The 16,775-nt window shown below is 59.6% G+C and carries 17 protein-coding genes; 11 read left to right on the top strand and 6 right to left on the bottom strand.

The window, feature by feature from the left end; all coding sequences use genetic code 11:
• The first annotated feature begins 1 nt into the window (after position 1).
• The 4 genes from JTP94_RS11780 to JTP94_RS11765 are packed head-to-tail and all read left to right on the top strand — an operon-like array spanning position 2 to position 3,057.
• Positions 2-742, top strand: a complete 741-nt coding sequence (locus tag JTP94_RS11780; RefSeq protein ID WP_204850674.1) for an amino acid ABC transporter ATP-binding protein — start codon at positions 2-4, stop codon at positions 740-742.
• A 16-nt stretch (positions 743-758) separates the two neighbouring features.
• Complete coding sequence (locus tag JTP94_RS11775) at positions 759-1,583, top strand: amino acid ABC transporter substrate-binding protein (protein ID WP_204850673.1); 825 nt, start codon at positions 759-761, stop codon at positions 1,581-1,583.
• Positions 1,584-1,638: 55 nt separating this feature from the next.
• Positions 1,639-2,346, top strand: coding sequence for an amino acid ABC transporter permease (locus tag JTP94_RS11770; protein ID WP_204850672.1), 708 nt, complete (start codon positions 1,639-1,641; stop codon positions 2,344-2,346).
• A gap of 18 nt (positions 2,347-2,364) precedes the next feature.
• The gene (locus JTP94_RS11765; protein ID WP_204850671.1) at positions 2,365-3,057 is read left to right on the top strand and encodes an amino acid ABC transporter permease; all 693 of its coding nucleotides are present in this window, start codon (positions 2,365-2,367) and stop codon (positions 3,055-3,057) included.
• A gap of 114 nt (positions 3,058-3,171) precedes the next feature.
• Here JTP94_RS11765 and JTP94_RS11760 read toward each other — a convergent pair whose 3' ends face one another.
• The 6 genes from JTP94_RS11760 to JTP94_RS11735 all read right to left on the bottom strand — a co-directional run bounded on the left by JTP94_RS11760 (position 3,172) and on the right by JTP94_RS11735 (position 9,153).
• The gene (locus tag JTP94_RS11760) at positions 3,172-3,930 is read right to left on the bottom strand and encodes an SDR family oxidoreductase (protein WP_204850670.1); all 759 of its coding nucleotides are present in this window, start codon (positions 3,928-3,930) and stop codon (positions 3,172-3,174) included.
• Positions 3,930-4,856 carry a dihydrodipicolinate synthase family protein gene (locus JTP94_RS11755; RefSeq protein ID WP_204850669.1) on the bottom strand — a complete coding sequence of 309 codons (927 nt, stop codon included), beginning with the start codon at positions 4,854-4,856 and terminating at the stop codon, positions 3,930-3,932. Before JTP94_RS11755 ends, JTP94_RS11760 begins: the two co-directional genes overlap by 1 nt.
• A gap of 128 nt (positions 4,857-4,984) precedes the next feature.
• Positions 4,985-6,115, bottom strand: coding sequence for a Xaa-Pro peptidase family protein (locus tag JTP94_RS11750; RefSeq protein ID WP_204850668.1), 1,131 nt, complete (start codon positions 6,113-6,115; stop codon positions 4,985-4,987).
• Positions 6,116-6,148: 33 nt separating this feature from the next.
• Positions 6,149-6,850: a type 1 glutamine amidotransferase gene (locus tag JTP94_RS11745; RefSeq protein ID WP_204850667.1), complete on the bottom strand. Its 702-nt coding sequence runs from the start codon at positions 6,848-6,850 to the stop codon at positions 6,149-6,151.
• Positions 6,851-6,949: 99 nt separating this feature from the next.
• Positions 6,950-8,290, bottom strand: coding sequence for a hydantoinase/carbamoylase family amidase (locus JTP94_RS11740; RefSeq protein ID WP_204850666.1), 1,341 nt, complete (start codon positions 8,288-8,290; stop codon positions 6,950-6,952).
• Entirely contained in the window at positions 8,287-9,153 is an 867-nt protein-coding gene (locus JTP94_RS11735; RefSeq protein ID WP_204850665.1) for a GntR family transcriptional regulator, read from the bottom strand. Before JTP94_RS11735 ends, JTP94_RS11740 begins: the two co-directional genes overlap by 4 nt.
• Before the next feature lie 35 nt (positions 9,154-9,188).
• Here JTP94_RS11735 and JTP94_RS11730 point away from each other — a divergent pair, with 35 nt between their 5' ends.
• From JTP94_RS11730 to JTP94_RS11700, 7 genes are all read left to right on the top strand, one after another.
• Positions 9,189-10,343: a Xaa-Pro peptidase family protein gene (locus JTP94_RS11730; RefSeq protein ID WP_204850664.1), complete on the top strand. Its 1,155-nt coding sequence runs from the start codon at positions 9,189-9,191 to the stop codon at positions 10,341-10,343.
• An 84-nt stretch (positions 10,344-10,427) separates the two neighbouring features.
• On the top strand, positions 10,428-11,975 hold the full coding sequence (locus JTP94_RS11725) for an ABC transporter substrate-binding protein (RefSeq protein WP_204850663.1): 1,548 nt from the start codon (positions 10,428-10,430) through the stop codon (positions 11,973-11,975).
• Between the two features lie 4 nt (positions 11,976-11,979).
• Positions 11,980-12,930, top strand: coding sequence for an ABC transporter permease (locus JTP94_RS11720; protein WP_204850662.1), 951 nt, complete (start codon positions 11,980-11,982; stop codon positions 12,928-12,930).
• Between the two features lie 4 nt (positions 12,931-12,934).
• Positions 12,935-13,741 carry an ABC transporter permease gene (locus tag JTP94_RS11715; protein ID WP_246754838.1) on the top strand — a complete coding sequence of 269 codons (807 nt, stop codon included), beginning with the start codon at positions 12,935-12,937 and terminating at the stop codon, positions 13,739-13,741.
• Entirely contained in the window at positions 13,741-15,417 is a 1,677-nt protein-coding gene (nikE, locus tag JTP94_RS11710; RefSeq protein WP_204850660.1) for an ABC transporter ATP-binding protein, read from the top strand. The genes JTP94_RS11715 and nikE overlap by 1 nt, the downstream gene beginning before the upstream one ends.
• A gap of 161 nt (positions 15,418-15,578) precedes the next feature.
• A complete protein-coding gene (locus JTP94_RS11705; RefSeq protein WP_204850659.1) occupies positions 15,579-16,484 on the top strand; it encodes a Xaa-Pro peptidase family protein in 906 nt (301 codons plus the stop codon).
• 78 nt (positions 16,485-16,562) lie between these two features.
• Entirely contained in the window at positions 16,563-16,736 is a 174-nt protein-coding gene (locus JTP94_RS11700; RefSeq protein ID WP_204850658.1) for a hypothetical protein, read from the top strand.
• Positions 16,737-16,775: the final 39 nt, after the last annotated feature.

Below are 16,775 nucleotides of genomic sequence, written 5' to 3'. Positions count from 1 at the left end.
AATGCTTGAGATCAAGAACCTAAAGCTGTCCTACGGAAGTACGCAGATCCTGAACGGCGTCGATCTCTCGGTGCAGCGCGGCGACGTGGTGTCGATTATCGGTCCGAGCGGGACCGGCAAGACGACGCTGCTGAAGTGCATCAACCACCTCGCCAAGCCCGCGTCCGGGACCATCGCGTTCGATCAGATCAAGATGGACTTCCAACGCCCAGACAAGAACGCGATCCAGGCGATCCGGCTCCGGACGGCCATGGTCTTCCAGCAGTTCAACGTCTTCAAGAACATGACGGTCATTCAGAACGTGATGGATCCCCTTGTCGTCGTCCAGCGCAAGTCGAAGGACGAGGCCCGCGAGATCGCCCGGCGCGAACTTGACCGGGTAGGCCTCTCCGACAAGCTGGACAACTATCCTTCCCAGCTCTCGGGCGGCCAGCTCCAGCGGACCGGTATCGCGCGTGCACTGGCGGTCAGGCCGGACGTGATGCTCTTCGACGAACCGACGTCGTCGCTCGATCCAGAGCTCGTCGGCGAGGTTCTGAAGGTGATCAAAGACGTCACGTCGTCGGGGATCACCTCGCTGCTCGTCACCCACGAGATGCAGTTCGCAAAGAACATCTCCAACCGCATCGTCTTCATGGACCGGGGCGTCGTAGCCGCCGAAGGCACCCCGACCGAGATTTTCGACACGCCTCCCAATCCGCGCCTCGTCCAATTCCTCAGTTCCGAACACTCCCTCCAGTAGAGAAAGGATGCCTGACATGTCTTCCATCAGCTCAACCTCTCGCCGTGGCTTCGGCCTTGCCGTAGCCTGCGTCGCCTTCGCCCTGGCAACCGCCGGCGTATCCCATGCCGAAGACGTCCGCACGATCAAGATCGCGACGGCCGCCGAATCCAAGCCGCTGTCGTGGGGCGCGATCGGCGTAGAGCCACAAGGCTACGAACCCGACGTCCTGAAGGCGATCAACGCCAAGCTGCCGCAGTACAAGTTCGTGATGGAAGGCGCCGCCGATATCGCGCAGGAAACCGGCCTTGCCACCGGAAAGTACGACATCGCGACCGGCGGCTATTATCGGGCGCCCGCGCGCGAAAAGCAGTTCCTCATTCCGGAGAGCCCGATCGGCGCCAGCCTGATCAAGATCTACAGCCGCAAGGACAGCGGTATCAAGGAGATGAAGGATCTGGTCGGCAAGAAGATCGTGCCCGTCACGGCCGGCGGCGGCATCTACAAGTTCGCCACGGCGTGGCAGGAAAAGAACCCCGACACCAAGATCGAGATCACAGCATCGAGCGCCGGCGTTCCGTATCCGGACCGCCTGAAGGAAGTCGAGAACGGCAAGTACGACGCCCTCGTACTGCCGTCGAACCTCGGCGAGCAGACCGTCATCGACCAGCAGAAGCTCGACATCAAGGCGAGTGAGCCGGTCGCGATCAACAACACCTTCATCCTGATCCACCGCTCCGAGGAGAACCAGGCCCTTTCCGATGGCATCGACAAGGCTCTGAAGGAGCTCAAGGCCGATGGCACGCTCGCCAAGCTTTCGCAGAAATGGTTCGGCGAGGACATCACGACGTATATGAAGTAACGCCTCGCCGCGAACTGACGATCAAGGCTGAAATCGCAAGAAGGAGTGTTCCAAGGTGGACCTTTCCATAATGATCCCCGAGCTGCTCAAGGCATTGCCGCTGACGCTCGCGATCACGTTTACAGCCATGATCGTCGGCTTCTGCCTGGCTTTGATCGCAACGACGCTCCGGGTTCGCAGGGTGCCCGTGGTCAGCCAGCTGGCCGATCTCTACGTGTCCTATGCCCGGAGCGTTCCGGTCGTCCTCCAGTTGTTCGTGGCCTTCTACGGGCTTCCATTGGTGGTCGGCCTGTTCGAAGTCGAGGACTTCATATCCCCGAACGTTGCCGCCATGGTCGGCCTCAGCCTCTATCACGGGGGCTACCTGTCCGAGGTTCTACGGCCGGCCTACCTTGCCGTGGAGCGCGGGCAGCACGATGCGGCCGACAGTCTCGGATATACGTTTCGTCAGAAACTCCTCCGTGTCGTCGGACCACAGGCGGTGCACATCGCCCTGCCGGGTTACGGCAACTCCATCATTTACCTAATCCATAACGTCGCGCTCGTCATGTACATCGGCGCCGCTGACGTGATGGCAACGGCGCATCTGGTCATGGAGCGGGACTACAACCAGTATCAGTTCGAGACCTACCTCGTGCTGGCGGTGATCTATTCGCTGCTCTGCCTGGTGGCATGGCTCGTCGTTCGGCTCTTCGAGAAGCGAAACTCCAAGTTCGCGCCCAACACCGCGCCCGCCAAAGCCACCATGATGGCAAGCGTCTGATCGAATAGGAGGTCTCACATGTTCGATTCCGAAGTCCTTCTCCCGGATCTCTGGGACATCCTTGGCGCGGTTCCCGTGACGCTCGCCATGGCGCTCGCGATCTTCGTCCTCTCCACGATCGTCGGCAGCCTGTTTGCGATGGTGGAGTATCGGCGGATTCCCGTTCTGCGGGAACTGGTCGTCGCGTACAAGGTCGTCTTCAAGGGCGTTCCGATGGTCATCGTGATCTTTCTCGCCTACTACGGCCTTCCACCGGCGCTGCAGTTCCTGAGCTCGCTGGTCGGCGTGGACTACAACGGTCACTCGACGCCGAACTGGGTCACGCTCGTTGTCGCCCTAACTCTTTGCGTCGCCGCTTTCCAGGCGGAAGTCGTGAAGGGCGCCCTGAATTCATTCGACAAAGGTCAGGCAGATGCGGCCTACTCGTTGGGCTACAAGAAGAGCCAGCTATTCCGCCGGGTTATGTTGCCCCAGGTCATCGTGGCAGCCATCCCGGATCTCGCGAACTCGATCATGGTCATCATGAAGGCGCTGTCCCTTGGGTTCGCCATCGAGGTCGTCGATATCTTCGCGCAGTCGCAGTTGACCGCCGCGTTGAACTTCTACTACCTCGAGGCCTTCCTGATCGCCGTTGTTGTCTACATGGTGATCGCCTACGCCGTGACACGCGGCGCCGACAGGGTGGAAGCCGCCCTTAGGGTACGGACCTAAGGGTCACCTCGTTGCAACTCACTAGATCGGAATCCATTCAGATTGTATCGCGGCCTCCGACAGAGAAGTAGGGACACCCTATGGGGATCGGAACAGGGCCTTTCAAATTCTATTCTAGTGACCCCTGATCATTCCTCCGTCGACGCGGATCTGCGAACCGGTGACATAGCTCGCCTGTTCGCTGGCCAGGAAAACGGCAACGGCGGCGAATTCTTCCGGTCTGCCGTAGCGACCTGCGGGAATCGTTTTCCGCGACGCTTCCCGCACGGCATCGAGAGACTTCTCGTTCTTTTCCGCCTGCAGATGGTCGAGTTCGCGTACCCGGTCGGTATCGATGCGTCCTGGCAAGATCATGTTGACGGTGATGCCGTGACCTGCCACTTCGCCGGCAAGCGTCTTCGACCAGCCGGCAACAGCGGCCCGGACGCCGTTCGACAAAGCGAGGTTCGGAATAGGCTGCTGGACACCCGATGAACCGATGGTGATGATCCGGCCCCATTTTCGGGCGATCATTCCTTCCAGAACTGCGTCGGTGATCTCGAAGATCGAGGCGGCCATGGCATCGAAGGCGGAGAGCCAGCTTTGCCGTGGCTGGTTGATGGCAGGGCCGGCTTTCGGTCCCCCGGAATTATTGACAAGAATATCGACGCCACCTTGCAGGCGCAGTCGTTCCTTGAGCACCGCGACCGAGGAGGGATCGGTCAGATCGACCGCCATGCGCGTGATGGAGGGGGAGGTTTCGCCGCTTTGCGTCGTGCGGGCTGCTGCGAGCACATCGACGCCCTCTGCTGCCAGTCCATGCGCAATCGCAGCGCCAAGACCGCGGCTTGCCCCGAGAACTAAGGCTTTCTTGCCTGAAATCTGCAGATCCATCAGTTCAGTTCCTCAAGCTTGTGCTGCTGGCGCGCCATGAGACGTTCCACTTCCTGGACAGAGGCGGCATTGAGGGCGGCGGCGGGCCGGCGCTGGGCAGCACTGGCGATGGCGCCACGTTTAGCGAGCACATATTTTCGGACGGCAAGCCCCAGGCCCGGTTGCTGTTCGTAGCGCATCAGCGGTAGATAGGCATCGAACAGGTCCTGCGCCGCTTCCAGCTTTCCCTCTGCATTGAGACGGTAAACATCGACCATCATTTCGGGGTAGCCAAAGCCGGTCATCGCACCGTCGGCGCCGCGGCGCAGTTCCTCAGTCAGGAACATGCCGCCATTGCCGCACAGAATCGAGACGCGGCGGCATCCCTTCGCTTCGTCATCGCGCAGATCTGTGATCTTCTGCAGACCGGGCCAGTCTTCGTGCTTCAGCATGACGATGCTCGGATGTGCTTCGAAAATCGTCCTGAGCGTTCTCGACGCAATCTGTACGCCCGTGGAAAGCGGGAAATCCTGCAGCACCATTGGTACCTCGGTGCCAATGGTTTCGACCACGTTTCGATAATAGGCCACGATCTGATCGTCGGTCTTGAGTGATGACGGTGGTGCAACCATCACGCCGGCAGCGCCCATATCCATGACCGCTTTGGTCAACTCGTGGATGGCGGCAAGGCCGGGAGCGGAAACGCCGACGATCACGGGCTTGCCGTCAGAGCAGCGGAGCGCCTGTCGGGTGACGTCGATCGCCTCATTTTGCGTCAACTTCGGGGCCTCGCCCATCATACCGAGGATCGTCAGGCCATCGGCACCCTTGTCATAATAGAAGTCGATCATGCGATCGATGCTGGCATGATCGATCGCGCCGTTCTCCTCGAAGGGCGTGACGGCGATGACGAAAACGCCTTTCGTGTCGGATGTGATTAGCGGCATCTCCTGCTCCAATTCTGGCGGAATACGTGAATGAGAGAGCTCGGTCGGCGATGGTGCGTGCCAGGGAGCCGCAGCAGACAAGGTTTGATCTCGGCGCTAAGCCGATGGCGATCGCTCATCGTCCAACCCTATTTTACGAATAGCTGTCTCGGAAAATTAGTGAGCCTCTCATAGCCGTTGTCTGTGATGACAATCGTCTCGGACATGCCGAAGCCGCGAGCCAGCACATAGGTATGAAAGGTCTGCCCAGGCTCGAATGTCCAAGCGCTGCTGGGAGCGGCCTCCAGCGGTTCGCCGCCATTCGGCTGCAACAGAAGACCAACTGAATAGAAGGTCTTGTTGGTATAGGTTTCACGCAGCCCCGCAGACAACACCCCATTACGATAAATCGCGTCGGGCACGCTTGCCGAAACACCCGGCCGCACCTCGCGAAGAGCAGCGTCTTGAATGCTGGTCAACAGCTCGACGACATGCTGATCGTCATCCCGAGCCGGGCCAATCCTGATCGGCCGCATGAAACGCGCGTGATAATGCCTCACATTTGGTGTGGTTTCGATCTGGACGATATCGCCAGGTTCCAACACACGGTCGGAATATCCGCCATGAAGATGAAAGGCGCGTTCACCGGAGGACATGACGCCCGGACCCGGCAGATCGCTGCCGGCGCGGATCATTGCCGCGCAGATCTCGGCTGCCATCTCGCGCTCGCTGATGCCTGCACCGGCACTGTCGATTGCAGCCTGCATACCGGCTTCGGCGGCGCGGGCAGCGCGGCGTTGATAGGCGATTTCAGCGGGCGATTTGATGAGCCGCATACGCGGCGTCAGATCGCTCTCGTCTTTCCATTCGACATGCGGCAGCGCGGATTTCAGATATTCATAGCGACCGGCTGAGAGTGGCCAAGCCGAAAGTTCGATACCAAGTCTCGCAGATCTTCCGATGCGGCTCGCAATTGCCTCGGCCGCGACCTTCATGCGATCGTCGCTGTCGGACCACATGATCCGGTCGGAAAAAACGCAGGTTGCGTCGAGATAATATTCCTCGACATCACGGCAGAACAGGGTTGGCGCGCCTTCCGCCGGAATGATGGCGAACTGAAGCGTGCTGTAGGCGCGGGTGAAATAGCCGGTGACCCAGGTTACGGTTTCCGGCAGGAAGGCGATCAGGCCGTCCAGTCCCTTCTCTCGCAGAGCCTGTTGGACGCGATGCAGGCGTGCGAGAAATTCCTCTCGTTCAAACCAATAGTCAGGCGTCGCCATGGCCGGGTTTCCTTGTATCGATCGTTGCATATCTCAGCCGTTCTGAACCAGTTCGGCGAAGCGGGTGAGCATGGTCTTGGCTTCTGCGGCCTCATCGGCCTGGGCCTTCAAGATCTCGATATCGGCACCATCGGCTTCCATGCGAGCGCGGTTTTCCTCAAACCAGATTGGGGCCTGCGTGCGTGTTATCTCAGGATGGCCCTGAATGCCCCAGATCTCAGCATCGCGATATCGCCAGATCTGGTTGGGGCAGTCGTCCGAATGAGCAAGGATCGTCATATCCGGGTGATCGGCCCGTACCTCGTCATTGTGCCAAACGAACATGCGGAGTTCGTCCGTCAGGTCCTGGCAAAGCCTGTCGGCGCCGGCTGCTGCTGTTAACGGCAGGGTCTTGTAGCCGATTTCGCAGGTGCTCCGGCGGAAGACCTGATCGCGGCCGCAAAGGGCCGAAGCGAGAATCTGGCTGCCGAAGCAGATGCCGAGCATCGGAATTGCGAGCTCCGCGGCCTCCCGGATCAGATCATGTTCGCGCAGAATGAAGGGCACGTCCTCATAGGCACCATGCGGGCTGCCGGACAGAAAGATGCCGTCGTAACCCTTCAGCGAGCCCGGGAACTGGCCATCATAAGCCCAATATCTGTCGACCTTCAGGCCCCAGGTCTCGAACCGGTCATCCAGTTTGGCAATCGACTGGAACTTGCGTCCGTTGCCGAGATAGAGAAGGCGTTCCGCCATGCTTCGTTCCTCATTTTCGATCTCTTCGTATCGATGACGTGCAGATCGCGTTTCAGAAGATGTCCGGGGTTTTCTGGATCTTGATGCAAAGACACGGCATCAAGCGATTGCCGCCGCCCCTTGCGATAACAGCTTCAGTGGCAGATCGAGACATAGGGCCGAGATGAGGCGTGCTGCCTCGGCAAAATCGGCCATCTCCATCTGCTCGTGGGGATTGTGACTTCCATGGGCGTTGCGGATGAACACCATGCCCGTTGCAACGCCGGCGGCGGCGAAGACGGCTGCGTCATGACCCGCGCCGCATGCCATGGTTTGCGTTTCTATGTCGAGCTTCTGCGCAAGATCGCTTAATGCGTTGACGAGATCCTTATCCATCCTGGCGGGCGTGCTTGCTGTGAGACGTCCGAGTTCGAAGCGCACTCCATGCTCAGCTTCGATCTTGGCTGTTATGCCGGATACGATCGTTTTCATGCGATCAAGTGTCTGCGGCTCCTCGCTACGAACATCCAGCGAAAAGCTGAGATGGCCGGCGATCTTGCTGAATGCGGCCTCGGCCGGATCGGTGGAGAATTGACCGAAGGTGACGACGAGATCGGCGCCTTCCCGTGAAAGCTGTGCCCAGGCGGCGTCCAGTTCGACGACGAGAGCGGCGGCGGCGCGGACCGCATCCTGTCGATATTCGCGCGGCGTTGCGCCCGAATGCGCATAGGTTCCGACACATCGCGCCTCGCGGTAGCGGAAGGAGCCGCGAATGCCGGTAACAATGCCAACAGGCAAACGGCGCTCTACCAGAACGGGACCTTGCTCGATATGCGGCTCGATGAACAATGCGATTTTTGTGGTGTCAAGAAACACGTCGCCGGCGCGAAGTGCGGCGGTGTCACCGCCGGCTGCATCGATCGCCGCGCCGAGCGGGATCTGATCGGAGGATCGCTTGACGTGATCCAGCTCCTCGGCGCTCAGCAGCCCGAAGGCTGCGCGGCTGCCGATATAGGATGCGCCGAACCAGGTGCTTTCCTCGGCCCGGATCGCCATGACGGTGATATCTCGCGTTGGGCGGATGCGGGCACCGACATAGCCCGAGAGCACCGAAAGCCCCAGCAATACGCCGGCCGCTCCGTCGAAATTGCCACCCATGGGCACGGAATCGAGATGAGAGCCGATGAAGATCGCCGGCCCGGCCTCGCGGCCCTTCATTGTCATGTAGAGGTTGCCGGCCGCATCAGTGGTAACGTCCAGTCCCAGTTTTCTTGCTTCGCGCCGCACCATGTCATGGGCGATCTGCTCGCCGAGCCCATAGGATGCGCGCGTGATCCCCCGATCTCTCGACGTGCGTCGCCGCAACTCATCAAACAGGCGTTCGGCCAGGCCGATATCGACCGGCGCCCGGATATCGGTATCAGGATATTGATGGGCGTCGCCATGCGACCGAATGCTCATGTGCGGGTCAATCTCTTGATAATGCTGTCTTTCACGTGCCCAAGGTGCTGCCGCATGGCTTGCGCGGCCTCTTCTCCCCGGCCATCACGCAAGGCCCCGATGATGTCCAAATGCTCCTGGCAGGTCGCTTCGAAGCGTTCCGGCACGCTCCTGAGGTCGAATATCTGCGTCTGTCGCCGCAATGTGCGGATGATCTGCGCAAGTTGAGGATTGCCGGCTGCATCTCCTATGCCGCCATGCAGCCGATCGTCGACATCGCGAACTGCGCTTCTGTCCGGTTTGCTTTGCCCCAAGCGGCCATCTTCCACCAGCATTTGCAGCGTTTCGCCGAGGCTGTCGAGCAATTCGACGGGCATGTTTCCGGCGGCAAGACGCGCTGCTTCCGGCTCCAGCAACAGGCGGATCTGCAACGCATCCATGTAGTCTTCGATACGCATCTGCTTGACCTGAAGCCCACGGCTGCCTTGACGGATGAGCAGGCCTTCACCTTCGAGCATGAGAAGTGCATCGCGAATTGGCGTGCGAGACATGTTGAGGGTCTCGGCAAGGCGACGCTCCGTGATCATCGTTCCCGGTGGTGTCATGCCCGACATGATCAGATTGAGGATCTGCTCGTAGGCTTGCAGCGCAAGCCGCTTGTCCGTTTCCATTAGCATTCTTGTTATTTCCTCCCGTCTACACGCGGCGTTGGTCTTTTGTCTGGTGCCACATGAGCTGCCTCTTGTCATCCATGTGCCGGTGGTGCCGGAGTCCGGTTCGCGGGCCTGATTTCGCTGATTTTGAAAATATGTATTCCAATGGTTGACGAGTGGTATACCAAACAATAGGGTGATGCAACAGCCGCCTTTGGGCAGCGATGGCAAAGGACATGTCTGTGGTCATGATTGCGGAGCCCAACTTGCCGTTTCCCCGTAGCGAACATCTTGCGCGGCAGGATCGGCTGCGTGTGGAACTTGCTGAGACCGGGTTCGAAGCCATGTTGGTCTTTGCCCAGGAGAGCATGTACTGGCTGACGGGTTTCGACACAGGTGGCTATGTCTTCTTCCAATGCCTCGTCGTTCCGACGGATGGGCGACCGCCGATCCTTTTGACCCGTCGTCCCGATCTCGCGCAGGCACGTCAAACCAGCATCATCGAGGATATTCGCATCTGGTGGGACGCAGAGGATGCCAATCCGGCCTCTGATCTGAAGGCCATCCTTGAAGAATTGGGGTTTGCCGGCAAACGGATTGCGATCGAGCTTAACACGCATGGCCTGACCGGCTGGAACCTTTGGCGCGTTCAGCAGACGATCGGGGACTGGTGCCGGCTGGAAAACGACGATCATCTCATCCGCAAATTGCGGCTCATCAAATCTCCGGCTGAGATCGCCTATACGCGGCGGGCGGCCCAGATCCTCGACCAATCGTTGACGGCCGTCATTGAGGCGGCACGCCCTGGCATTCTCGATAGCGATCTGAAGGCGGTCTATCTGACATCGATACTGGGGCAGGGGGCCGACATGCCGCCGAATGCGCCGCTGTTCAATTCCGGGTCGCGCGCCGTGTACGGACGCGGGGTTTCTGATCCGCGCCGCATTGAGCAGCACGATCAGATTCTCGTCGAATATCCGGTTGCTTACCGTCGCTACAATGTGAAAACAGAATGGACGATCCTGTTCGGCAAGGCTTCCGACGCACATCGCAAGATGTACGACGTCGGTCGGGAAACCCTGCGCCGGATGACGGAGGTTGCCCGTCCCGGAACGACGCTTGGCGAGATCTTCGATATCTATGCCGATGGCCTCGACCAAGGCGGCTACAAGCGCGCCCGCTATGGCGCCACGGGCTATTCGGTCGGCTGCACCTTTGCTCCCACGAGCATGGATGTGCCGCCGATGATTTATTCGGGCAACCCCACCGAATGCAGGCCAGGCATGACCCTATTCTACCATGTCATGAATGGAGACAGTGATACCGGCCTTGCCATGGGAGTCGGGCACACCCTTCTTGTGACGGAAGGGGCGCCTGAAGTGCTGACTGCTCTGCCGGAGGATCTGACTGTGATCACCTGATCCTTAAGGCGCATTGGCAACGGGCGATCATAACAAGAAAACCACCGCTCGAGCCGAATACCAACCAACTTTCAAGAGGGCGAAATGACGAATTTCATGATTTCCCGTCGTGCGGTGGTGAAGGGACTGGCCATGACGGCACTCCTGCCAGGCATCGATATGTCGAGCGCCATGGCCGCGACCCCGAAGTCCGGTGGCACCCTGAAGATAAGCCACTCCACCCGTATCGCGACGCTGAACGTTTTGAACCTGTCGGGTCCAGCGGAATATCCTGTGGCGGATATGTTGTATTCGGGGCTGACCCGTATGGGGCCAGACAATAAGCCCATGGCGGACCTCGCAGAGCGCTGGGAGGGTAGCGCGGACGCGAAAAGCTTCAGCTTCTATCTCCGCAAGGGCGTCACCTTCCATGACGGATCTCCTTGTACGGCCGAAGATGTCGTGGCCACCTTCAAGACGATCCTTGACCCGAATATACCGGCCGCCGCCCGCTCGGTGCTCAACATGATCGACCAGATCGAAGCTGTCGATCCGACGACAGTACGGTTTACGCTGAAGAGCCCGTTCGCCGATCTGCCGATCTCAACGGCGCATGCGAATGCCCGCATTCTCTCGAAAGCGACACTGTCAGGTCCTCGCGAAAAGCTGGAAACGACCGCCAATGGTACAGGGCCATTCAAGCTTGCGACCTATGACAGCGAGCGCATGGTGCGCCTCGTCAAGAACGAGAATTATTTCATCAAGGGAAAACCCTATCTCGATGCAATCGAGATGCAGCTTTTCCCGGATCTTGCGGCCGAAAGCGCCAATCTCCTTTCCGGCAGTACCGACGTAATGCTGACCGTCCAGCAGGCGGATTTCGAACGTATTTCCCAGTCGGCCGGCATCAAGGCGCAACGCATTCCCTCCGGTCGCTTTGTCAACATCACCATGCGCCAGGACCAGAAGCCGTTCAACGACGTGCGCGTGCGTAAGGCGCTCGCTATGGCTATCGATCGGCCGACGCTTGTCGACATCGTACTTGAGGGCTTGGGACGCCCAGCTTACGACAATCTGCTCTCGCCCGAATATCAGTACGCAATCAAGACCCCGGAGATCGCCTACGATCCTGCGGCTGCAAAGAAGATGCTGGTGGAGGCAGGTTATCCGGACGGCATCAAGATCAAACTCATCGCTTCCAATCGTCCGGCGATACGCACTCAGGTGGCGATTGCGGTCAAACAGATGGCGCTGCCTGCGGGCTTCGATATCGAAGTCGAGGTCATGCCCCATGACACCTATCTCGCCAATGTCTGGATGAAGGGCAACTTCTACATGGGTTATTGGGGCATGCAGGCGACGGAGGATGCTGCCTTCAACCTGTTGCTGACGTCCAATGCATCCTACGAAGATACTGCGTGGAAGAACGTCAAATTCGACAAGCTTGTTGCCGACGCGCGCGAAACGCTCGACCCGGCCAAGCGTGGTGAACTCTACGCCCAGGCGCAGGAACTGATGTTGGCGGAGACCCCCTATATCGTTCCGATCTTCGAGGACATCCTGACCGCAAACGGCAAGGGCGTGGGAGATTGGACGATCGCGCCCCTCTCACGCTACTTCTACGCTGAGAATGTATGGCTCGATAAGGCTTGATGTCATGAGCTGGGGCTATCTGATCCGGCGCTTGATCGCCGTTGCCTTGGTGCTGGTAATCGTCACTTTCGCGGTTTTCGCAATCACCACGATTTTGCCGGGCAACGCGGCGATTATGATTCTGGGCGAATATGCCACTCCGGACGCCATTGCCGCTCTGGAGCGGCAGTTGCGGCTCGATCAACCCTGGTACATGCAATATCTGGGCTGGGTCACAGGCGTCCTTCATGGCGATTTCGGCACATCTCTCAGGCTGTCTGTGCCGGTGACACAGCTTGTCGGCGGGGCATTGCTGAATTCCGCGCTGCTGGCGGTGACCGCGCTTGTCGCGGTCACCATCACAGCAATTCCCTTGGGTGCATTGGCAGCAATCAAGCGTGGCACGATCATCGATCTTGCACTCAGCCTGTTCAGCTATCTGGGCACAGCGCTGCCCGAATTCGTGACTGGGACTTTGTTGCTCGTTTTCCTGGCTGCGCCGCGCACAGGCCCTTTTCCGGCAGGGGGCTTCGTTGCCCCCTGGGAGGACCTTGCGGGTTTTGCCGCCCACGTGGTTCTTCCGGCGGCCACACTCGGCCTTGTCCTCTTGGCGCATGTTGCGCGGCAGGTGCGTTCGGAAATGTCCGAGGTATTGTCGTCCGACTATATCCGCGCGGCGCGGCTAAAAGGATTGCGTGAGCGGCGCGTTATCCGGCGCCATGCTTTGCCAAACTCGCTCGCGCCTGCAATCGCCGTCATTTCGCTCGACATTGGCTACCTGCTCGGCGGCATCGTTGTGGTTGAGGAGATCTTCGCCTGGCCCGGCCTTGGCCGGCTATTGATCTACGCGCTAGAGAACCGCGACCTGCCGGTGATCCAGGCTGTCACCCTGTTGTTAGCAACGGTGTATGCCCTATCCAACCTGCTCGCCGACATCGTCATAGCCTTGCTCGATCCGAGGGTGCGCTATGCGTAGCTTCATGTCTTCCCCCACTGCCGCTGTCGGGACACTGTTGCTTCTCTTCACCTGCCTCGTCGCGTTGCTAGGCCCTTGGCTGGCGCCCTACGATCCGCAGGTCTTCGATCCTGTCGCTCGCCTGCAAGGACCCTCAATGGCGCATTGGCTCGGAACGGATCAGTTCGGACGTGATCTCTTGTCACGCGTCCTCAATGGCGCGCCCGCGACGGTTGCTTTCGGTGTCGGCGCAACGGTTCTCGGGGTTGGCATAGGTGCGGTCATCGGTGTTGTGGCAGGCGTCTTCGGCGGCTGGATCGACAGCACGATCATGCGCATTCTGGATGGTTTGCTTGCTGTCCCGGACCTTCTGTTCACCCTGCTGATCGTCACGACGCTGGGCGGCGGTATGGGGCATGCAATGCTGGCGGTGGCGGTGGCATTCGCGCCAGGTATGGCTCGTATTTCACGCAGCGCCGTCCTCTCCGTTCGCACCCGTGATTATGTTCGCGCCGCCGTCGCGCGGGGAGAGCCTGCCATTTACATCGTATGCTGCGAAGTCCTGCCGAACGCATTGAGTCCCATCGTGGTGGAAGCCACGATCCGCGTTTCCTTCGCGATCATGATCGGCGCGACGCTCGGCTTTCTCGGCCTTGGCGCGCAGCCACCGAGCGCGGAATGGGGCCTAATGGTCGCTGAGGCACGTCAGTTCATGTTCCGCAATCCCTGGTGCGTCGCTGTTCCCGGCCTCTCAATCGCCCTTGTTGCGCTCGGCTTTAACCTGTTCGGCGACGCCCTTCGAGATAGCCTCGACCCCAGGAGGAGCCATTGATGACGGCACCGGCCCCCATCGCAGAGGAGATAGCTTCCGGCAAGCCGAAGCCGGCACTCGCAATCCTCGACTATTCGCTTTCCTACAAGACGTCCGAAGGCTTGGTGAATGCACTCAAGAACGTAGACTTGAAGATCGAGAAAGGTGAAACTGTTGGTCTTGTCGGCGAATCTGGTTCCGGCAAATCGTCCATGGCTTGGTCGGTCATGCGCTACCTGCCGTCGAACGCCGTTGAGACGGGTGGTGCCATCCGGCTGGCCGGAGAGGAACTCCTGGATTATACGTCGTGGCAGATGGCTGATATCCGTGGCAGCCGGATGTCGATGGTGTTTCAGGATCCCTCGACATCGCTCAATCCGACCATTCGTCTCGGCGAGCAGGTCGCCGAAGTGCTGATGCGTCATCAGGGTCTGACGAAAGCGCAAGCCTGGCGGGAGGCCGAGGCGGCACTGGCTCGCACCGGTATTACGCGGCCGAAGGAGATGCTGCGCCGCTATCCCCACGAAGCGTCCGGCGGTGAAAAACAACGTGTGGTCATTGCGACCGCCTTTGCCTGTGAGCCCGAACTCATCATCTTCGATGAACCCACCACCGCGCTCGATATCCTGACGGCGCGACAGATTCTCGATCTCTTCAATCAACTTCGTGAAGAGACGCAGGTGTCTGCACTTTATATTTCCCACGATCTGGGTTTGGTGTCGCGTGTTGTGGACCGCGTTTGCGTCCTCCATAAGGGCGTCATTGTTGAAAGCGGACCCGTTGACCAGGTCTTTCGGCGCCCCGCAGCCGGTTATACCCGTCAGCTTATTGGTGCAGTTCCGAATCCGGATCGCTGGATAGGCGTTGACGCCCCGGCAAATCCGCAGGATCTGATCCGGCTTGAGAAGGTCGGCGTTCGTTACGCCAAACCCTCGTTTCTGCAGAGCCTCCTCAAGCGTGAGGAGGCGAAAGAGGCGACGCTCTGGGGCGCGAAGGACATCGATCTTACCATAGGCAGCGGTGAGTTGTTGGGGGTGGTCGGGGAAAGCGGTTCCGGCAAGTCGACGATTGCCAAAGTCCTGGCTGGCCTGCAGGATTTCGAAGGTAAGCTGCATTTCGGCGGACAGGCCCTCACAAGGAGGCGGGAAATCGACCGGCACTATCGACGCCGCGTGCAGATCGTCTTCCAGCATCCCGACGCTTCACTCAACCCACGTCAGACGATCGGCCGCATCCTTGCCCGGCCGCTGAAACTCTACGGCATTGTTCCGCGCGAGAAGATTGCCGCGCGGATCGGTGAACTGTTGGAGATGGTGCGCCTTCCGGCGGATTACGCGAGGCGCTATCCGCATCAGCTGTCCGGCGGTGAAAAACAGCGCGTTGCAATTGCGCGCGCATTTGCGGCCGAACCCGCATTGGTCATCTGCGACGAGGTGACAGCCGCACTCGATGTCTCGGTTCAGGCGACGGTGGCTGAATTGCTGGTGAAGTTGCAGAAGGACACCGGTGCGGCCTGTCTCTTCATCACGCACGATCTCAATCTGATCCGACAAATTGCCCATCGTATCGCCGTGATGCAACATGGAGTGTTGGTCGATCTCTTCGACCGTGGCGAAGCCAGATCCGAGGCGCGCCATCCCTACACGAAAGCCCTCATGGATGCCGTTCCTGTGCACGAGATGGCCGATGCGCGCTGACGTGGAGCGTATGTCGCACGCCGAGCACTGCGGATTTATCCATTTCGGGTCGTTGTCGGTAACGTTCTAAATGGCCCTTTCACCATGATCGATATGTGCGAGTTACAATGACGATGTATGTGCCTCAAGAGTTTTCTGCCCGCACACCGGGCGGCAGAGACGTGGTTCTCAAATTCGAAGCAAGCGAGTTTGCCCGCCGCCTTGCAGCCACGCGCAAGCGCATGCGCGAGCGCGGCCTGGATGCACTTGTCGTCTTCGCGCAGGAAAGCCATTATTGGCTGACGAGTTACGATACGGCTGGATATGTCTTCTTTCAGGCGGGCGTGATCCTAGCCGATGACAGTCCCACGATTCTACTCACGCGAACGCCGGATCTACGCCAGGCGACCGTCGCCTCGCTATACGACGACATTCGCATCTGGTTGAATGCCGAGGATGCCAATCCCGCGGAGGATCTGCGGTCAATCCTGGCGGAAAAGGGGTTGAAGGGTAAAAGGGTCGGCGTCGAATATGCCACCTATGGCCTGACAGGCGCCAATGCCCACTTGGTCGATGGCGCCCTTGCGGGCTTCTGCTCGGTCGAGGATGGGTCCGATATCGTTCGTCAGGGGCGCTTGGTAAAGTCTGCCGCCGAACTCGAACATGTACGTGCTGCAGGCAGACTGGCCGATGCAGCCGTCAAGGCCGCGATCGAAGCAACGCGATCCGGCATCCCCGATACCGTGCTGAGCGCCGCCGCGCTCACGGCGATGCTCTCTGGCGGGGGTGATATTCCCTCCGGTGGCCCGCTGGTCAATTCAGGACCGCGTGCGCTCTATGGACGAGGGATCGGCGGGCCACGGCTGATCGAGGCGCAAGACCAGATTCTCGTCGAGCTCGCAGGCTCGCACTGCCGCTATCACGTCTGTATCGAGCACACGTTGGTGACGGGAAGGCCCGATCCCCGTCAGCTCGATATGATGAAGGTCGCCGTCGATGCGCTTGAGCAGGTCAAGGATGCCGCGCGGGCGGGAGTTGCGCTCGGAGCGCTGGATGATATCCACCGCAAAGTACTTGATGATGCCTGATTTGCCGGCGCTCGTTACGCCGCTTGCGGCTATGCGCTGGGCTGTACCTTCAAGCCGACCTGGATGGATGTACCGCCGATGATCTATTCCGGTAACCCGCTCGTCATGACACCGGGAATGGTGTTCTTCGTGCACATCATGATCCCGGATGCGAGCACCGGCCTGGTCGCCGGCGTGGGGCAGACTTTCGCCATCGCCGATGGCGCCCCGGAAGTCTTCAGCGATTTGCCGGTGGAACTCTACTGTCGATAAGGGGTTGATGGCGGAGGTGATGAAAGCCTCGGCGGCTCG

This window comes from Martinezella lusitana (assembly GCF_016901135.1).
GTDB lineage: Bacteria > Pseudomonadota > Alphaproteobacteria > Rhizobiales > Rhizobiaceae > Rhizobium > Rhizobium lusitanum_D.
This window is presented reverse-complemented; position numbering and strand designations above follow the sequence as displayed.

Bases quoted from the DNA above. Each gene is read 5' to 3' on its own strand.
- JTP94_RS11780 (WP_204850674.1), top strand. From the start codon at position 2: ATGCTTGAGATCAAGAACCTAAAGCTGTCCTACGGAAGTACGCAGATC.
- JTP94_RS11775 (WP_204850673.1), top strand. From the start codon at position 759: ATGTCTTCCATCAGCTCAACCTCTCGCCGTGGCTTCGGCCTTGCCGTA.
- JTP94_RS11765 (WP_204850671.1), top strand. From the start codon at position 2,365: ATGTTCGATTCCGAAGTCCTTCTCCCGGATCTCTGGGACATCCTTGGC.
- JTP94_RS11760 (WP_204850670.1), bottom strand. From the start codon at position 3,930: ATGGATCTGCAGATTTCAGGCAAGAAAGCCTTAGTTCTCGGGGCAAGC.
- JTP94_RS11755 (WP_204850669.1), bottom strand. From the start codon at position 4,856: ATGCCGCTAATCACATCCGACACGAAAGGCGTTTTCGTCATCGCCGTC.
- JTP94_RS11750 (WP_204850668.1), bottom strand. From the start codon at position 6,115: ATGGCGACGCCTGACTATTGGTTTGAACGAGAGGAATTTCTCGCACGC.
- JTP94_RS11745 (WP_204850667.1), bottom strand. From the start codon at position 6,850: ATGGCGGAACGCCTTCTCTATCTCGGCAACGGACGCAAGTTCCAGTCG.
- JTP94_RS11740 (WP_204850666.1), bottom strand. From the start codon at position 8,290: ATGAGCATTCGGTCGCATGGCGACGCCCATCAATATCCTGATACCGAT.
- JTP94_RS11725 (WP_204850663.1), top strand. From the start codon at position 10,428: ATGACGAATTTCATGATTTCCCGTCGTGCGGTGGTGAAGGGACTGGCC.
- JTP94_RS11720 (WP_204850662.1), top strand. From the start codon at position 11,980: ATGAGCTGGGGCTATCTGATCCGGCGCTTGATCGCCGTTGCCTTGGTG.
- JTP94_RS11715 (WP_246754838.1), top strand. From the start codon at position 12,935: ATGTCTTCCCCCACTGCCGCTGTCGGGACACTGTTGCTTCTCTTCACC.
- nikE (WP_204850660.1), top strand. From the start codon at position 13,741: ATGACGGCACCGGCCCCCATCGCAGAGGAGATAGCTTCCGGCAAGCCG.
- JTP94_RS11700 (WP_204850658.1), top strand. From the start codon at position 16,563: ATGATCTATTCCGGTAACCCGCTCGTCATGACACCGGGAATGGTGTTC.